Here is a 17884-nt window from a genome sequence, read left to right as displayed (position 1 = left end):
GGCCATGATCGACAAGCTTGAGATGTTCCTTGCCCTTGCCCGGACCCGCCATTTCGGCAAGGCCGCCGAGGAATGCGGCGTCACGCAGCCGACCCTGTCGGCGGCGATCCGTCAGCTTGAGGATCAGCTGGGCGTGATGCTCGTCCTGCGCGGATCGCGGTTCCAGGGGCTGACGCCCGAAGGCAAACGCGTACTGGAATGGGCCCGCCAGATCGTGGGCGACGCGCGCACCATGCGCGAGGAAATGCGCGCGGCCAAGCAGGGCCTGTCCGGCAACCTGCGGATCGCCGCGATCCCCACGGCGCTGAACACGGCAAGCCGGCTGACCAACACTTTCATCGAGAAGAACCCCAATGTCCGGCTGACGCTTCTGTCCGAGCCGTCGAACCGCATCCTCGAGATGCTCGAGGATCTCAGGATCGACGCGGGCCTCACCTACATGGACAACGAGCCGCTGGGCCGCGTTGTGACGGTGCCGCTTTATGCCGAACGATACGTTCTCCTTGTGCGCACGGATTCGCCGCTCGCCGGGCGGGATAGCGTAGGATGGAAGGAGCTTGGCGACGTTCCGCTTTGCCTTCTGACGCCCGACATGCAGAACCGGCGGATCATCTCCGATCACCTGTCGGAGGCGGGGATCGAGGTCAATCCGACAGTCGAGAGCAATTCGACGATCGTTCTTGTCAGCCACATCCTGTTCGGCGGACTGGCCACGATCCTGCCCGACCGCATGGCCGAAACCTTCGTGCGCGCCGATGCGCTGGTGGCGATCCCGATCCGCCGTCCCGACTGGAGCCATCAGGTCGGCCTGATCGCCCCCTATCGCGAGCCTCATACGCCGGTGCTGGCCGCCCTGATCCGGGAAGCCCAGCGCAGCGCCGAGGTTTGATAGATTTATCCTATCGAATAACGGTATCTCGATATTGATTGTCGATGCATGGCGCATAGGGTGATGTCGTGATCACTCTGCCGGAGACGCCTCATGCGCGCACTCGACCCCGAGGCTGGCCTCGCCGACCGGATTTCTGAGATTTGCGCGGATCATGCGCATCTCGAAGGTCCGCTCCTGCCGATTTTGCACGCCGTTCAGGATGAACTCGGCTCCCTGTCCGAGGCGGTGATTGCGCCGATTGCCGAGGCGCTGAACATCAGCCGGGCCGAGGTGCATGGCGTGATCTCGTTCTACCACGATTTCCGCACCGAACCGGCGGGCCGGCACATTCTGAAAATCTGCCGTGCCGAGGCCTGCCAGGCCATGGGCGCCACCGCGCTGGCCGAGACCGCCAAGGCCCGACTTGGCGTGGATTGGCATGGCACGACCGGCAATGGTGCCGTGACGCTCGAACCTGTCTACTGCCTTGGCCTTTGCGCCTGCGGTCCGGCGGCGATGGTCGACGACCGGGTCGTGGGCCGGGTCGATGCGGGCCGGCTGGAAGACCTGCTGGTGGAGGCCGGGGCATGAAGGTCTATGTCCCCCGCGATGCCGCTGCCCGCGCGCTTGGCGCCGATGCCGTAGCCCGTGCAATCGAGGCGATGGCCGCCGCGCAGGGCCACGAGATCACGCTGATCCGCAATGGCAGCCGGGGCATGATCTGGCTCGAGCCGCTGGTCGAGATCGAGATCGACGGCGTCCGCCACGGTTTCGGCCCGATGACCGCCGCCGATGTGACGGGCCTGTTCGATGAGAGACATCCCAAGGCGTTGGGGCCGGTCGAGGACATCCCCTTCCTTGCCAACCAGACCCGGCTGACCTTTCAGCGTGTGGGCGTGATCGACCCGCTGGACCTTCCCGATTACGAGGCCCATGGCGGGCTTGCGGGCCTGCGCCGCGCGCTTGGCATGACCGGCGCCGAAATCGTCGCCGAAGTCACCGAAAGCGGCCTGCGCGGGCGTGGCGGCGCGGGGTTCCCGACGGGCATCAAGTGGAACACCGTTCTGGGGGCCGAGGCCGCGCAGAAATACATCGTCTGCAACGCCGACGAGGGCGACAGCGGCACCTTCGCAGATCGCATGATCATGGAGGGCGACCCGTTCTGCCTGATTGAGGGCATGGCGATTGCCGGCATCGGCGTGGGCGCGACGAGAGGCTATGTCTACCTGCGTTCGGAATACCCGGACGCGATCGCGGTCATGAACAAAGCCGTGCGCATCGCGCGGGAGACGGGCCTTCTTGGCGCAAGCCTGCTTGGGTCGGACAAGGCCTTCGACATGGAAATCCGCGTGGGCGCGGGCGCCTATGTCTGCGGCGAGGAAACCTCGCTTCTGAATTCGCTGGAGGGCAAACGCGGGGTTGTGCGCGCGAAACCGCCCCTGCCCGCGCTGGAAGGGTTCCTTGGGCGGCCCACGGTTGTGAACAACGTGATCAGCCTCGCCACGGTGCCCGTGATCTTCGAGAAGGGCGCCGCCCATTACCGCGATTTCGGGCTTGGCCGGTCGCGGGGCACGATCCCGTTGCAGATTGCAGGAAATGTGAAATTCGGTGGCCTCTACGAGACCGCCTTTGGCACCACATTGGGTGAAATCATCAACGGGATCGGCGGGGGAACAGCCTCGGGCCAGCCGGTGAAGGCCGTGCAGGTGGGCGGACCTCTGGGGGCCTATTTCGGGCCCGAGCAATTCGACACGCCCTTCGGTTACGAGGAATTCGATGGCGCGGGCGGTCTGATCGGCCATGCCGGGATCACCGTCTTCGACGAAACCGCCGACATGTCGCGGCTCGCACGCTTCGCGATGGAATTCTGCGCGGTCGAGAGCTGCGGCAAGTGCACGCCCTGTCGGATCGGCGCCGTGCGCGGCGTCGAGACGATCGACCGGATCGTCGCGGGCGATGCCACAGCGGTGCCGTTGCTGGAGGACCTGTGCGAGACGATGAAGGACGGCTCTCTTTGTGCCTTGGGCGGGTTCACGCCCTATCCCGTCCTGAGTGCGCTCCGCCTTGCGCCCGAGGATTTCACTCTCGCGCGGGAGGCCGCCGAATGACCGAAAAGGTGAAGGGCCCCGCCTCCTATTTCCCGTCGATCGAAAAGACATATGGGCAGCCGGTCGATCATTGGCTGACGCTGATCTCGGGGCAAACCGGGATGAAGCACATGGACATCGTCAACTGGCTCAAGTCCGAACACGGGCTGGGACACGGACATGCGAACGCATTGGTCGCCTATCACAAGGCGAAAGCTGAGAGGGCATCATGAAGGATTTCATCATTCCCTGGACCGATGACCGCGACCTGGGCACGCCCGCAAAGGCAGGCCCGCCGGTCACGCTCACCATCGATGGTTTCGAGGTGACGGTGCCCGAGGGGACGAGCGTCATGCGGGCCTCGGCTCTGGCCGGCATCGAGGTGCCCAAGCTCTGTGCGACCGATAATGTCGAGGCCTTCGGCTCCTGCCGGCTCTGCGTGGTCGAGATCGAGGGCCGACGCGGCACGCCCGCCTCCTGCACGACGCCTGTTAGCCCCGGGATGGTGGTACACACTCATTCCGACAAGGTGCGCAAGATCCGCAAAGGGGTGATGGAACTTTATATCTCCGACCATCCGCTCGATTGCCTGACCTGCGCCGCGAACGGTGATTGCGAATTGCAGGACATGGCGGGCGCCGTCGGCCTGCGCGACGTGCGCTACGAAGGCACCGAGAACCATTTCGCCGTGCGCCAGAACGGCGAGGCCAATCCGCGCTACGTCCCGAAGGATGAATCGAACCCCTATTTCACCTATGACCCGGCCAAATGCATCGTCTGTTCGCGTTGCGTGCGGGCCTGCGAAGAGGTGCAGGGCACCTTTGCCCTTACGATCGAAGGGTCGGGCTTTGACAGCCGGGTGTCCTTTGGCGCGCGGTCGGACGATGCGCTGGCCTCCGACTGCGTCTCCTGCGGGGCCTGCGTTCAGGCCTGCCCCACGGCAACCTTGCAGGAAAAGAGCGTGATCGAACTGGGCACGCCCGAACGTTCGGTCATCACCACCTGCGCCTATTGCGGGGTGGGCTGTTCGTTCAAGGCCGAGATGCGGGGCGACACGGTCGTGCGGATGACGCCCTACAAGCACGGCAAGGCCAATCGCGGCCATTCCTGCGTGAAGGGCCGCTTTGCCTGGGGTTATGCCTCGCACCGCGACCGCATCCTCAACCCGATGATCCGCGACAGCATCGATCAGCCATGGCGCGAAGTCAGCTGGGACGAGGCAATCGGCTTCGCCGCGGGCCGCCTGCAAGACATTCAGGCCAAGTACGGCAAGCGCGCCATCGGCGGGATCACCTCGAGCCGCTGCACTAACGAGGAAACCTTCCTCGTTCAGAAGATGATCCGCGCGGTCTTTGGCAACAACAACACCGACACCTGCGCCCGGGTCTGCCATTCGCCCACCGGATACGGGCTCAAGACGACGTTCGGCACCAGCGCGGGCACGCAGGATTTCGACTCCGTCGAGCAGACCGACGTCGTCATCGTGATCGGCGCCAACCCGACCGACGGTCACCCGGTCTTCGCCTCGCGCCTGAAGAAACGGCTGCGGGCTGGCGCCAAGCTGATCGTGATCGACCCGCGCCGGATCGACCTTGTGAAATCGCCTCATATCAAGGCGGCCCATCACCTGCCCCTGCGCCCCGGCACCAACGTGGCCGTCATGTCGGCCATTGCCCATGTGGTCGTGACCGAAGGTCTGTTCGACGAGGCCTTTATCCGTGACCGCTGCGACTGGGACGAATTCCAGGATTACGCGACCTTCATCTCGGACCCCCGGCACAGCCCCGAAGCGACCGAGATGCTGACCGGCGTTCCCGCCGATGAGGTCAGGGGCGCGGCGCGGCTCTTCGCCACCGGCGGAAACGGCGCGATCCATTACGGGCTGGGCGTGACGGAGCATTCACAGGGCTCCACCACCGTGATGTCGATCGCGAACCTCGCGATGATGACCGGCAATATCGGCCGCCCCGGCGTGGGGGTGAACCCTCTGCGCGGCCAGAACAACGTTCAGGGCTCGTGCGACATGGGGTCGTTCCCGCATGAATTGCCCGGCTATCGGCATGTTTCGGACGATGCCACGCGGGCGATCTTCGACGACTTGTGGGGCGTGACACTCGACAGCGAGCCGGGGCTGCGCATTCCCAACATGCTCGACGGTGCGGTCGATGGCACGTTCAAGGGGATTTACGTCCAGGGCGAGGATATCCTGCAATCCGACCCCGACACGCATCACGTGGCCGCGGGTCTTGCCGCGATGGATTGCGTGATCGTCCATGACCTGTTCCTGAACGAGACCGCGAATTACGCCCATGTGTTCCTGCCGGGCTCGACCTTCCTCGAAAAGGACGGGACGTTCACCAATGCCGAACGCCGGATCAACCGGGTGCGCAAGGTGATGCAGCCGCGCAATGGCTATGCGGACTGGGAAGTAACCATGCTTCTGGCCAATGCCATGGGTGCGGGCTGGACCTATACCCACCCGTCCCAGGTGATGGACGAGATCGCGGCCACGACACCGTCTTTCGCCAACGTGTCCTACGAATTGCTGGAAGAGCGCGGATCGGTGCAATGGCCCTGCAACGAGGCCCATCCCGACGGCTCCCCCATCATGCATGTGGACGGCTTTGTCCGTGGCAAGGGTCAGTTCATCGTGACGGAATACATCCCCACGGATGAAAGGACGGGCCCGCGCTTCCCGCTTCTACTGACGACGGGGCGGATCCTCAGCCAGTACAACGTCGGGGCGCAGACGCGGCGGACAGCCAATGTCGTCTGGCATGAAGAAGACGTGCTGGAAATCCATCCGCAGGACGCCGAGAACCGCGGCATCAAGCAGGGCGACTGGGTGAAGCTCGCCTCCCGCACCGGCGAGACGAGCCTGCGGGCCGAGATCACCGACCGCGTCTCTCCCGGCGTGGTCTACACCACGTTCCACCATCCCGACACGCAGGCCAACGTCATCACCACGGATTATTCCGACTGGGCCACCAATTGCCCGGAATACAAGGTGACGGCGGTGCAGATCGGCCTGTCGAACGGGCCGACCCGCTGGCAGGAGGAATATTCCGATCAGGCCGCCCGGTCGCGCCGCATCATTCCGGCCGCGGAATGAGAGCGCCGGGCGTCATATCCGCGCCATCGCGCCGGGTCAGGGCGGCATCGCCGTCAGGAATGGTGCAGGATCGCGCCTTGCCCGAAGAGGTTCCGGTCGCACTCGTCCATAACGGCTCCACCTTCGCGGTGATGATGGCCACGCCCACGGACCTCGAGGATTTCGCATGGGGCTTCGCCCTGAGCGAAGGCGTGGCGTCGATCGAAGACCTCGGCGAAGTCGAGGTCATCGAACACGAGGCCGGCATCGAGGCCCGGATGTGGCTGCCCGAGGCGCGGATCGCGGCGTTGAATGCGCGGCGGCGCGCGATGGTGGGGCCGGTCGGCTGCGGGCTCTGCGGGATCGACAGCCTGGAAGAGGCCGGGCGCAAGGTGCCCACCGTCGCCGGCGGCATCGCGCTTTCCGAAACCGACGTGGCCCTCGCGCTGGATGAGCTGCGCGACTGGCAGCCGTTGCACGACGAGACCCATGCCGTTCATGGCGCGGGGTTCTATGTGCCCGGGTCGGGCATCGTGATGGCCCGCGAGGATGTGGGGCGGCACAACGCGCTCGACAAGCTGATCGGCGCGATGGCGCGCGATGGCATCGACCCCGCGACAGGCGCAATCGTTCTGACCTCACGCCTGTCGCTCGAGATGGTGCAGAAGGCCGCGATGGCGGGTGCGGGTCTGGTCTGCGCAGTCTCTGCCCCGACCGCCCATGCGGTGCGCGTGGCGGAAGCGGCAGGCATGACGCTGGTCAGCCGGGGCCGGGGCGGGATTGCCGTGTTCTCACATGCCCACAGGATCAAGGAGAGCGATCATGTCCTCTGACACCGATGCGAAACTGGTGCGCATGGCGAACCAGATCGCAGGCTTTTTCGATACCCAGCCCGGCAAGGACGCGGTCGACGCCACCGCCCGGCACCTTGTGGAGTTCTGGGATCCGAGGATGCGCGCGCAGCTTGCAACTCTTGTGGAACAAGGCGGCGGTGGGTTGTCAGAGACGGCCCATCGTGCCGCCGAAAGACTTGCCCGAATGCAGGACGCCTGACGTCAGAGCGCCTCACGCGGCAGTCTATCCTCGCAGAAGTCGATGAACGGACCGATCTGGTCAGTCAGATAGGCGATATCCTCGGCGGAGAACGCGTCACGATACCGCCCGCTTTGGCCGGTATTGAAATTGTAGACCCGCTTTCGACCCGAGACGAGATTTCTGATCGCCCGATCAGCCATCAGTGCATCGACACCGATACCCACCGCCGCGGCAATCTGCGACAAGACCTTGTCGGGCTCATTCACCAGGACGTCGAACGGGAACGCATCACCCTGCCCTGAACGCAGCCACGGCAACAGCGTGTTCCGAACATGAGCGACCGCCGCATCGATCGCGGCCCGGTGGGTCGTCAGGCTGGCAAACGCTGGCTGACGATCGCCCCCCTCTGCGCGAATCGCCTCACCTGCTTCGAACATCGAAAGCGCTGCATCGCCCGGATGACGGTAGGAAATCAGTATTCTCAATTGCCCCTGCGCGACCAGCTCCGAGAGGTCGCGGGGCGGGGGAGAGTGGGTCTTGATGGCCAGTCGATCCTCCGGGGCAAGGTCAGCTGCGACCTTGGCTAGTCCGTTCAGACCTCCGGCCCAGAATCCGCCTGACACGCCGGGCCTTCCGGCAAGGTGGCTGGCACGTAGGTCGTTCTGGTTTGATCCGGCGATCGCACAGGCCCGGCGCGCCAGTTCGGCAAGATAGGTGCTTGCTGATTTCGGCTGGCCATATGTCAGGATGATCATGTTTCGCCTAGCCGCCCAGTTCGAAGGGGATCTTGATCCCGGCGTGGATCGTGACAGGAGCCATGCCGCCGCCTTCGATGGTTTGCAGATAGCCGATGCCGCCCGACAACAGGAAGCTGTCGGTCAGGGCGTAGTCGACCTCGGCCCGTGCGCCCGCGATCAGGCCACCGTTGGTGGCGACCCCGCCGCCGCCGGCCGCGCCGACCAGTGCCTCGATCGACAGGTCCCAACGCTCGGCCAGATCGAACTTGTAGCCCGCCCCGAGGATCCCGAGGGCATAGCCCCCGGCATCGCCATACATGACCGTCTGCGCCTCTCCGGTGAAATAGAGGTCACCTGCAAGGTAGACGTCGATGGCGGTCGCGTTCAGCGTGGGCGAGGCATCGCGCAGATCGCCGGGCTTGCGGAAATCGTCATTGGCGAACTGGTGGGTGATCGCGGTGGAATAGGCGAGCCGCCATGTTCGGCTACCGTCGCGGTCCTGATCAGGCGATCCACCCAGATTGACCGATCCGCGCAGATAGGGCGACCAGGCACCGAAATCGCCGTCGGTTGCCTGAACCCGCTGAACACCGGCCATGATCTCGAAACTGGGGCTGATCGCAAGTGCCGCGCCGACACCCGCCGACAGAAGCAGACCCGCACCCGTATCGATGTCACCGCCACCGCCAAAGCCGATGCTGGCATCGGCATAGGGCCGCACAGCGCCCAGATCGGCAAAGAGGCGATAGCCGCCAAGGACGTTCATGTATCCTTCGCCATCCCCGGCCACCGCGCCATCGGCGTTCACGAACAGCTCGCTCGCGGAATTGACGGCAAAGGCGATTTCGGCACCGGCAAGGGTCACGTTTTCCTGCGGGCTTCCATTGCGGGCGCGCCGACCGTCATCGACGATGAAGCTGCGCACCGAAGGCCGCACGGCAGACAGGCGGTCGACCACGTTGCTGCCGGCCAGCGGGCCGGTCTCGCTCCAGCCGCCGGGCCGGTAGGTCACACCCAACCCGTAGGACAGCGTATCGACCGGCGAGCCGAGGATGCGCACGTGGCTCGCTCCGAGATCGAGGGCGAATTGCTCGGTCACCCTGTAGCTGGCGCCCGCATATAGCCGGGACATTAGCCCGTCGCCCGGCACCTCGCCCGCGCCGCCGCCACCGCCGAGGAACCCCTGAAAGCTGAGCGACACGCGTTCGGTGACCGGAACGCGCGTCGCCCCCTCGAACCCCCAGAAAAAAGCGCCACCCGCATCGCCGAAGGCCGCGGAATAGAAGGATTGGCCCGCGTAGATATTATTGCCGAAATCCCAGAGAACCGTGATCCCGTGCAGGCCCTGGATCGTCGAATCCTGCGAGTCGAACGCCTCGACATTCGTGCGCAATTCAAAGCCCGGAGGCGTCTGGGCCGCTGCCATTCCGGTGCTTGACGCAATGACCAGAACCGCCCCACTGATCGCACGAATTGACATGTTCACCCCCTCAAGACCCCGCCTGTTGAGCGAAGACTATCCGTTGGCCGGCGACCCCGCGTCAAGGCGATCCGGGACCTAGGACCCCGTGTCGCGGGCAGAAGCCATCTTGGTGACCTGAGAGGCATCCCCGACACCGGCAAGCTGGGCGATATTCGCACCGCGGGCCCGTTGCAGCCGCGAAGGTTCACCGCCCGCCGCCATCGACAGAAGATCATCGACCAGCATCCGGCCGATCAATTGCCGACCGCCTGCAACGGCGGCCGCGCGATGCGGCGACAGGATCACGCCGGGCAAGGCACGGATGGGATCGTCCTGCCCCACCGGCTCGGAGGGGAAGACGTCGATCGCGGCACGGATATGGCCTGCCTCGAGGGCGGCCACCAGATCGGGAAAGTTCACCAGATGTGCCCTGCTGATCACGATAAGCAGCGATCCGGGTTGCATAAGTGCAATCAGGCGCGCATCGACCAGACCCTCGTTTTCGCGGGTGGGTGCGGCGCAGACGAACAGGCAGCGCGCTTCGGAAAAGAGCGTCTCGAGGCTGACCTTGGCGGCACCTGCCTCTTCTGCCACCGCATCGGGAAGCCACGGATCATGGATCAGGACCTCGGGCGCAAAGGGCGCCAGAAGACGTTGGGTTTCCCGCGCGATGGAGCCGAAGCCCAGATAGCCGATCCGCTGGCCATACATGGTGAAATCGCGGCCCGCGCGGTCGTCGAGCCAGAACTCTTCTCCCCGGCGGAACAGCTCGTGTTCGGCCACCAGCCCGCGCCCGGCCGACAGCGCCATCGCGACGGCCATCTCGGCGACCGACTGGCGAAAGCCGGGTGCACAGGACAGCACCTCGATGCCGCGGGCCTCGCAGGCGGCGTAGTCGATCGTATCTGGAAAGGCGCCGGACACCTCGGCGACGACGCGAAGTTCGGGTGCCCGTGCGAGGTAGCCGGCATCGACTTCTGGGGTCGTCGTGACATGCGCGAAGGCACGGCCGATGTTCTGCTCGAGCACTTCGTCGGGCATCTTCTCGTCGCGCCCCCAGACCACGTCGAACGCGTCGTTCAGGCGCGCACGGTCCGCCGCAGAGAAAAGCTCGGTCATCCCGCGCCAATGCACATCCAGAATGACCGCGGGTTTGCTCATCCGTCCACCGGGAAAAGATGCGCCGCGTCCGAATCGAAATCCAGCGACAGGCGCTGACCGACGTCGAGGATCTTGTCTTCGGCAAAGGCCGCGATCAGCTTGGATCCGTCATCAAGCCGCAGGTCGGCCACGGTTTCGCTGCCAAGCCGTTCGGCAAGCGTGACATTTCCGTGCAGCTGACCCGTTTCGCTGACGCGCAGGTGCTGTGGTCTGACGCCCAGCGTGGCCTTGTGCCCGGCCTCGATCGGCCGTCCGGCAGTCTTGACGACGATCGGTTCAAGCGACGGGTTCGAGACCTTGGCCTCTTCGCCCTGCACGTCGAGGACATCGACCTGCAGGAAATTCATCGACGGCGCGCCAAGAAAGCCCGCGACGAACAGGTTGGCCGGATTGTGATACAATTCCATCGGCGATCCGATCTGCATGACCTCGCCATCCTTGAGCACTACGATCTTGTCTGCAAGGGTCATCGCCTCGACTTGATCGTGGGTGACGTAGATCATCGTCGTATCCAGCTGGCTGTGCAGCTTTCCGATTTCCATCCGCATATCCATGCGCAGCGCAGCGTCGAGGTTCGACAGGGGTTCGTCAAACAGGAAGACGGACGGATTGCGCGTGATGGCGCGCCCGATGGCGACACGCTGGCGTTGCCCGCCCGACAGCTGGCTGGGCCGCCGATCCAGCAGATGTTCCATCTGAAGGATGCGTGCGGCCTCGGCCACCTTCTGTTCCTTCTCGGCCTTGCTGGCCCCGGCGATCGTCAGGCCAAAGGCCATGTTCTCGCGCACCGACATGTGCGGAAAGATGGCATAGGACTGGAACACCATCGCCACGCCGCGCTCCTTGGGCTGGGCGTCGTTGACCCGCTTGCCCCCGATCTCGAGCGTGCCGGAGGTGATGTCCTCCAACCCGGCGATCATCCGCAGAAGCGTGGATTTCCCGCAGCCCGAGGGCCCGACGAAGACGACGAACTCGCCATCCTCGATGTCGATATCGACGCCGCGGATGACTTCTGCCGAGCCATAGCTCTTGCGGAGACCCTTCAGTCTGAGATCGGCCATGCCCTACTCCGCTGCCTGTCGTTTCGGTTCAACCCGCAACAGCCCGTCCTCTTCGATGACGACGGGTTCGGGGTCCATGACGTGGCCAATGAAATGATCGTCCTCGCCGCGATCGGCAAAGCCCATGATGCGCAGACCCTCGTCCGTCTGGACGATCCGCGCGGCGTAGCGCCGGCAAGGCAGGGCCCCGTCAAGGAACGAGCCGGGCGCAACGCGCCAAGGACCACGCGGACTGTCACCGATCAGGTAATGCGTCCCGGTCACGGGGCCGCCGGGCGTGGCTTCCGCCCGCTCCTTCGAGAAATGCTCGGCCGCGGTGCAGAACAGGCAATACCAGCGCCCGCCCACCTCGAAGACCTGAGGAACTTCGAGCTGGCCGAAGCCGCCGGTAAAGACCGGGGGCTGAAGCGTCCAGTTGTCGAGATCGGGCGAAGTGGCGAACCCGATCGCGCCGCCTGCATTCGGCTCCTCGATGCCATCGGCCCGCCCGGTGAAGTACATCAGCCAGCCGTCGCCGTCGGGATCGCGCATGACCCACGGGTCGCGCATGGCACGATCGTGCCAGAAACCCTTGGCGTGATCGGCCTCGTAATGCTGCGCATTGGGCCCGACCAGATCGAGGCAGAACCCGTCGCCCACCCGTTCCCAATTGTGCATGTCCGCGGCGGTCGCATGGCCGACCCGCTGATACAGGCCCTCTTCGGACTTGCGCGCGCCGGTATAGAACAGGTGCCACATGCCATCGTCATCCTGAACGACCGAGCCGGTCCAGGTGGTGAAATCATCCCAGGCTTCGCCCTCGGACGGTGCCAGGCAGGTGCCCAGATGTTCCCAATTGATCAGGTCATCCGAGACGGCATGGCCCTGGCTGACGTTGAAATGGCGCAGGTCGGGGTTGATCAGGGACTTGTCGGCCTTGAGGAAATAGCCATGCCATTTCTCGCCGTCATGGGCATACCAGCTGTCCCAGATCCATTGTTTTTCGAGAGAGAGAACCATTGCGTTATCCTTTGACGCCGGTTGAGGCGATCGATGCGATGAAGGCCCGCTGGAGGACCAGGTAGAAGCCCAGAACAGGCACGGTGATCAGGGTCAGGTAGGCCATGATCTCGCCCCATGCCGTGTTGAGCTGGAAGAAGTATTGCAGGCCGACCATCACGGGACGGTATTGTTCCTGCTGAACCACGATGAGGGGCCAGAGATACTGGTTATACATCACGAGGAACTTCAGGATCGCGGCCGTGGCAAGAACCGGCCCGGACAGGGGCATGACGACCCGCATGTAGATCTGGAACCACGTGGCCCCCTCGACGCGGCTCGCCTCGATCAGCTCTCCGGGCAGGGATTTGAAATACTGCACGAAGAGAAAGATCGTCAGACCGTCGGCGATCCACGGGATGATCTGCACCCGGTAGGAGTTGAGCCAGCCGATCTCGAACCCTTCGAGCCCGATCCACGGCAGTTTGGACACGAGCAGCAGAAGAGGGATGGCAATCGTCTCGAACGGGATGATCAGCGTGGCGAGGATCACCGAAAGGATCACGTCGCGCCCCTTCCAATCGAGATAGACGAACGAGAACGCGGCAAGCGAACACACGATCAGCGACAGCACCACCGTCGCCCCGGTGACGATGACCGAGTTGATGACGAACAGCCGGACAGGCGCACGCTGGAATGCCTCGCGGTAATTCTCGAGGCTCAGGTCACCCACTGGCAGAAAGGCCCGCAACGACGAGGTGTCCTGCAGCAATTGCAGGTCAGGCTTGAAGCTCGACATCACCATAAACAGGATCGGGCCGATGAAGATCAGGGCGATCAGGATCAGCACCGCATAGCGCACGGCGAGCCTGAGGCCCTGGTTGTCGGGATTGACGGCGGCCATGTTACTTCTCCCTCGTCAGGTAGCGCTGGATCAGCGAGATGGTCAGGACGATGACGAACAGGATGACCGAGATCGTCGAGCCGCCCGAAATGTCCTGCTTGCCATAGCCACGTTCGACCGCCTGGAACACAACCGTCTGGGTGGAGTCGAGCGGGCCGCCGCTGGTCATGACGTCGATCTGCGCGAACAGCGCGAAGGCCTGCATGGTGATGACGATCAGCACCAGAACGGCGGTGTGCCGCAACCCCGGCCATGTGACGTATCGGAACGTCTGCCATTTCGACGCGCCTTCGATCGCCGCGGCCTCGTAGAGGGTGGGCGAGATGGTCTGCAGCCCCGACAGCCAGATCACCATGTGAAAGCCCACAGCCTGCCAGATCGACATGGCCATGATCGCTCCCAGCGCGGTTTCGGTATTGCCCAGCCAGTCGACGGGCTGGAACGCACCGAAGGTGATCCAAGACAGGACGTTGTTCAAAAGTCCGTCGCTGCCGTCATAGATGAAGCGCCACAAGAGCGAGACGACGACGATCGAAACAACGACCGGCATGAAATAGATCGTTCGGAAGATGTTGATGCCGCGTAATCGCTGGTTGATCAGCAACGCCAGAACAAGTGCGAGACCGCCCTGAACCGGGGCCACCACGAGTACGAACAGCAATGTGTTGACCAGCGCCTTCATGAAGACGACATCGCTCGCGATCACGATCCGGGCGTCTTCGCCAGATTGCCATCGGAACCATTCGCGCATCCCGCGGTATTGAGGATAATCGTCGCTGCGCGTGATCGTCCTGAGCCGGGGATAGACGATTTCGCCGTCGTCATCGATGACGACCGCGCCGCTGTCGTCGCGTTCGGGTTCCAGCGTCACGACCGCAAGACCCAGAAGATCGCGGTAGTTCTTGAGCCCCACGTATTCCGTGGGGTTGGGCGAGATTAGCCGCTGGTTCGTCATCGACAACGCGAACGCGAAGAAGAACGGGATCACGATGAACGTCAGGATCAGGACCGTGCCCGGCAAGGCAAAGGCCCATCCGGTCCGATCGGGATTCTTGAGCGATGACGCCATATCCGCGGCCTCCGGCGCAAAAGGTGGGTGCGGTGGCCCGCGTCAGAACACGGGCCACCACGGGGAGGAACCCTTAGTGGCCGTAGCCGCTGTTGGATTCGATATCGGCATCGATCTCGTCGACGGCCGCATCGAGCGTGTCGATCACATCGGCGCCGTTGGCGATGTCGGCCAGTGCCTTTTCAAAGACCTTAGCCGCAACCACGTAACCGGGCGTGACCGGACGAACGAGCGCCTGTTCAGCCGACAAGTCGAAGAAGACGGACATGGCGCCACCTTCGGCGTAGTTCTCGGTCATCGCGGCGGCACTTGGCGTCGCCGGAATGAGACCGATCCCGTTCGAGAAGGCCGCCAGATACTCGTCCTGCAAGGCGAACTCGATGAAGGCCGCAGCACCCTCGGGATGCTCGGACGTGGACGAGATGCCGAACTGCCAGGACGCCGCGCCGATCACCGACCCGTTGCCGAAATCCGGGGCCGGCAGGAAGAGCGTGTCTTCATGCGCGGCCAGCGCGCCCAGTGCCGCCCAGTTGCCGTTCCAGCTGAAGGCATATTTGCCGTCGATCAGGCCGGTGTCGCGATCCGCGGGATCCTGGCTGGTGCCGGGCGCATAGCCTTCTGCAAAGAGCGATTGCCACCATTCGCCAAAGGCAATGGCCGCCTCGCCGTTCAGGACGCCATCGGCGCTCTGGTAGGTCGACCGGTCGACGAGGTCGCCGCCAAAGGATTGCAGGAACGGCGAGAAGGCATAGGGATACCATTCACCGGTCCAGGCCATGCCCGGATCGAAGGCGTATTCGTAGTCGCCCGAGGCCTTGGCCGCCTCGAGAGCTGCCATGAATTCCTCGAGATTCCAGGGCTCTTCGAGGGTCGGCGTCCGGAGGCCCAGCGCATCAAGCGTCGACTGACGGGTCACGAGTGCGACGGCCGCATCCCACAAACCGATGGAATAGAGCTGGCCATCCCAGATGCCTTTGGTGCCGGGCAGGAAGTCTTCGATCAGGCTCTCGTCGATGGTCAGCGGCTGCATGTAGCCGGACCATGCCCAGTTCGGCATGACGGGGCCATCGACGTCGATGATGTCGGGCAGGTTGCCGGCAAGTGCAGCTGCGACGACGGAATCATTGTAGCTTTCCTGCGGGAAGCTTTCGATCGAGACGGACCAGTCGGACTGGCTGGCGTTGAAGTCGTCGATCAACTGATTGATGAGCGTGAGTTCCACCTCGTTTCCGGCACCGTGGTACCACATGGTCAGTTCCGTCTGCGCCATTGCGGCGGTGCCGCCCAGCGCGGCATAGGCGACAAGGGCGCCGGCGGTCAGTTTCATCATCCTCATTTTATCCTCCCATGGATTTGCAAAGTCAGGATGCAGTTTGAGCGATCACGGAGGATCGCCAGACAACGGGGCCCGGCACGAGGACCGGTTCCCGTGGTTTCTCTTGGGTGCCGTCGATCAGGGCCAGAAGGGCCTCGGCGGCGCGCTTGCCCATTTCGCGATAGGGCAGCTCGACCGTTGTCAGGGGCGGCAGCAACGTCTCGGCGATGGCGCGATAATTGTCGAAACCCGCGACCGAGATTTCCTCGGGCAGGCGGATGCCCCGCGTGCGCAAAAGCCCGTAAAGACGCAGGGCCATCTCGTCGTTGCCGCAGCAGATCACGGTGGGCGGATCATCCAGCGACAGGAGCGCCTCGAGAGCCGGGCCGAGGATCGAGGAATTGTGCGGCTGATGCACCTCGAGGAAACCCGGCCGCACCAGATCAGGGTCGAACGCGATGCCCGCACGGTCGAGCGCGTCACGATAGCCCGAAACACGCAGGCCGGACGCATCCATGCTGTCATGAAGCGTCAGGAACGCGATGCGGCGATGGCCATGGGCGATCAGCCGTTCGACCAGCGCGCGTTGGCAGGCCCGGTCATCGGGCAGAACACAGGAGGTGCCCTTAGTGTCATAGCAATTGGCCAGAACCACGGGGCAATCCGCACCAGAGGCGTCGAAATCGACGCGGCGGTGGTAATCGGCCACGTAGATCAGGCCCTCGACCTTGTGCTGCATGAAGGTGCGGACAAGGTCCTCCACCTTGTCAGAGCGCCCTCCGGTGTCGGCGATCATCAACGTCATGTTGCGTTCGGCGATGGCCCGCTGGATGCCCTGAACGATGTAGATATCCGGCAGGCCCGTCGGCTCGCCCGGTTCGGGGGTGTTGGAAATGGCGCCGGTGATCATCCCGATCAGGCCCGATTTCGACGACCGCATCATGCGCGCGGCGTTCGAGGGCACATAATCGAGCTTCTGGATTGCCTGTTCGACCCTCGCGCGCGTTTCACGTCCAACCGGCGCGTCGCCGTTGATCACACGCGACACTGTCTTGGGCGAGACTCCCGCCTCTCGCGCAACGTCATAGATGGTCGACATCTTCCCTCCCCCGCCAGCCCGAATCGCGCCTCCCGCGCGTGTCTCCGGTTCACCTATCTGGATTATGACATCGGTGTCATGACATCGGTGTCATAGCAGCGTGGAATTTCCCGCGTCAAGGATTCTCTTCGACCCGACTTGCCGTCCGGGTCCGGTCGGCCCACCATTGGGAGATGACCGATCCGATCCGCCCCACCGATGACGAGGCGCGCGCTTTGGCACGCGGCCTCCTGCGCGATGCGCGCCACGCAGCGCTTGGCGTCACCGATCCCGAGACGGGCCTGCCATTTGTCAGCCGCGTCGCGGTGGGCCACGACGGGCCGGATGCGTTGTTGCTGATTTCGTCGCTGTCGGGCCATACCCGCGCGCTTGACGCCGATCCCGGCGCCTCGCTCCTTCTGGGGGAGCCGGGACCGAAGGGCGATCCCCTGACCCACCCGCGGCTGACCTTGCAGGGCCGGGTCACACCCGCCGACAAGGCAACCCTCAAGGACGCGTGGCTCCGTGATCACCCGAAGACCGCGCTTTACTATGATTTCGCGGATTTCCGGATGATGCGGCTTGTCGCGTCGCGGGTGTTTCTGAACGGAGGGTTCGGCAAGGCCTACGAGATGACCCGCGAGGACCTTGCCGGCTAGACCCTAGATCTCGATCATCACGCGCCCGCCCTCGACCTTGGCGGGATAGGTGTTGAGGTTGACGCAGGCCGGTGCGCGCTTTGCCTCGCCGGTGCGGTAATCGAAGGTCGCGTTGTGCTTGGGGCACTCGATCTCGTAATCCATGACAAGCCCGTCCTCGAGATGGACGTGTTCATGGGTGCAAAGCCCATCGGTGCAGAAAAACTCGTCGTCCGGAGAGCGATAGATGCAGAACGTCCGTCCGTCATGATCGAACCGGATCAGGTCTTCTTCTTCGATATCATCGGCGGCGCAGGCATCGATCCATTGGGCCATCTTGGCTTCCTTCCCTTTGTTCATACTCGCGAAGAGCTAGGCGGGAATGCACCGGATTGGA

The 17884-nt window shown here is 63.9% G+C and carries 18 protein-coding genes; 8 read left to right on the top strand and 10 right to left on the bottom strand.

The window, feature by feature from the left end; translation table 11 throughout:
* Nucleotides 1–4 precede the first annotated feature (4 nt).
* The 7 genes from EP376_RS13255 (at nucleotide 5) to EP376_RS13225 (ending at nucleotide 7102) form a co-directional block, all read left to right on the top strand.
* Nucleotides 5–889, top strand: a complete 885-nt coding sequence (locus EP376_RS13255; protein WP_127656081.1) for a LysR family transcriptional regulator — start codon at nucleotides 5–7, stop codon at nucleotides 887–889.
* 93 nt (nucleotides 890–982) lie between these two features.
* Nucleotides 983–1462: a formate dehydrogenase subunit gamma gene (locus EP376_RS13250; RefSeq protein ID WP_127656080.1), complete on the top strand. Its 480-nt coding sequence runs from the start codon at nucleotides 983–985 to the stop codon at nucleotides 1460–1462.
* Nucleotides 1459–2979 carry an NADH-ubiquinone oxidoreductase-F iron-sulfur binding region domain-containing protein gene (locus EP376_RS13245; protein WP_127656079.1) on the top strand — a complete coding sequence of 507 codons (1521 nt, stop codon included), beginning with the start codon at nucleotides 1459–1461 and terminating at the stop codon, nucleotides 2977–2979. The genes EP376_RS13250 and EP376_RS13245 overlap by 4 nt, the downstream gene beginning before the upstream one ends.
* Complete coding sequence (locus EP376_RS13240; protein WP_127656078.1) at nucleotides 2976–3191, top strand: DUF4287 domain-containing protein; 216 nt, start codon at nucleotides 2976–2978, stop codon at nucleotides 3189–3191. The genes EP376_RS13245 and EP376_RS13240 overlap by 4 nt, the downstream gene beginning before the upstream one ends.
* Nucleotides 3188–6070, top strand: coding sequence for a formate dehydrogenase subunit alpha (gene fdhF, locus EP376_RS13235; RefSeq protein ID WP_127656077.1), 2883 nt, complete (start codon nucleotides 3188–3190; stop codon nucleotides 6068–6070). Before EP376_RS13240 ends, fdhF begins: the two co-directional genes overlap by 4 nt.
* 77 nt (nucleotides 6071–6147) lie before the next feature.
* On the top strand, nucleotides 6148–6882 hold the full coding sequence (fdhD, locus tag EP376_RS13230) for a formate dehydrogenase accessory sulfurtransferase FdhD (protein WP_338068404.1): 735 nt from the start codon (nucleotides 6148–6150) through the stop codon (nucleotides 6880–6882).
* Entirely contained in the window at nucleotides 6872–7102 is a 231-nt protein-coding gene (locus EP376_RS13225) for a formate dehydrogenase subunit delta (protein ID WP_127656075.1), read from the top strand. Before fdhD ends, EP376_RS13225 begins: the two co-directional genes overlap by 11 nt.
* A 2-nt stretch (nucleotides 7103–7104) precedes the next feature.
* Here the strand turns inward: EP376_RS13225 and EP376_RS13220 are convergent, their stop codons facing one another.
* From EP376_RS13220 to EP376_RS13180, 9 genes are all read right to left on the bottom strand, one after another.
* On the bottom strand, nucleotides 7105–7839 hold the full coding sequence (locus EP376_RS13220; protein ID WP_127656074.1) for a hypothetical protein: 735 nt from the start codon (nucleotides 7837–7839) through the stop codon (nucleotides 7105–7107).
* A gap of 7 nt (nucleotides 7840–7846) precedes the next feature.
* Nucleotides 7847–9301, bottom strand: a complete 1455-nt coding sequence (locus EP376_RS13215) for a hypothetical protein (RefSeq protein WP_127656073.1) — start codon at nucleotides 9299–9301, stop codon at nucleotides 7847–7849.
* 78 nt (nucleotides 9302–9379) lie between these two features.
* Complete coding sequence (locus tag EP376_RS13210) at nucleotides 9380–10444, bottom strand: NAD(P)-dependent oxidoreductase (protein ID WP_127656072.1); 1065 nt, start codon at nucleotides 10442–10444, stop codon at nucleotides 9380–9382.
* Nucleotides 10441–11505, bottom strand: coding sequence for an ABC transporter ATP-binding protein (locus EP376_RS13205; protein WP_127656071.1), 1065 nt, complete (start codon nucleotides 11503–11505; stop codon nucleotides 10441–10443). The genes EP376_RS13210 and EP376_RS13205 overlap by 4 nt, the downstream gene beginning before the upstream one ends.
* A 3-nt stretch (nucleotides 11506–11508) precedes the next feature.
* Nucleotides 11509–12504 (bottom strand): glycoside hydrolase family protein, encoded by a 996-nt coding sequence (locus tag EP376_RS13200; protein ID WP_127656070.1) that lies wholly within the window; start codon nucleotides 12502–12504, stop codon nucleotides 11509–11511.
* Between the two features lie 4 nt (nucleotides 12505–12508).
* The gene (locus tag EP376_RS13195) at nucleotides 12509–13387 is read right to left on the bottom strand and encodes a carbohydrate ABC transporter permease (protein WP_127656069.1); all 879 of its coding nucleotides are present in this window, start codon (nucleotides 13385–13387) and stop codon (nucleotides 12509–12511) included.
* Nucleotide 13388: 1 nt separating this feature from the next.
* A complete protein-coding gene (locus EP376_RS13190; protein WP_127656068.1) occupies nucleotides 13389–14456 on the bottom strand; it encodes a carbohydrate ABC transporter permease in 1068 nt (355 codons plus the stop codon).
* Nucleotides 14457–14529: 73 nt separating this feature from the next.
* On the bottom strand, nucleotides 14530–15786 hold the full coding sequence (locus tag EP376_RS13185) for an extracellular solute-binding protein (RefSeq protein WP_238928839.1): 1257 nt from the start codon (nucleotides 15784–15786) through the stop codon (nucleotides 14530–14532).
* A 31-nt stretch (nucleotides 15787–15817) separates the two neighbouring features.
* The gene (locus EP376_RS13180) at nucleotides 15818–16870 is read right to left on the bottom strand and encodes a LacI family DNA-binding transcriptional regulator (RefSeq protein WP_127656067.1); all 1053 of its coding nucleotides are present in this window, start codon (nucleotides 16868–16870) and stop codon (nucleotides 15818–15820) included.
* Nucleotides 16871–17043: 173 nt separating this feature from the next.
* On the opposite strand from EP376_RS13180, the gene EP376_RS13175 reads away from it, so the two are divergent.
* Complete coding sequence (locus EP376_RS13175; RefSeq protein WP_127656066.1) at nucleotides 17044–17508, top strand: HugZ family pyridoxamine 5'-phosphate oxidase; 465 nt, start codon at nucleotides 17044–17046, stop codon at nucleotides 17506–17508.
* Between the two features lie 3 nt (nucleotides 17509–17511).
* On the opposite strand, the gene EP376_RS13170 is transcribed toward EP376_RS13175, so the two are convergent.
* Nucleotides 17512–17823 (bottom strand): MocE family 2Fe-2S type ferredoxin, encoded by a 312-nt coding sequence (locus EP376_RS13170; RefSeq protein ID WP_127656065.1) that lies wholly within the window; start codon nucleotides 17821–17823, stop codon nucleotides 17512–17514.
* Nucleotides 17824–17884 lie beyond the last annotated feature (61 nt).

Origin of the sequence: Alexandriicola marinus (assembly GCF_004000435.1) — a bacterium.
Lineage (GTDB): Bacteria > Pseudomonadota > Alphaproteobacteria > Rhodobacterales > Rhodobacteraceae > Alexandriicola > Alexandriicola marinus.
Note: the sequence above shows the minus strand (reverse complement) of the source record. Positions and strands in the feature narration are given on the sequence as shown.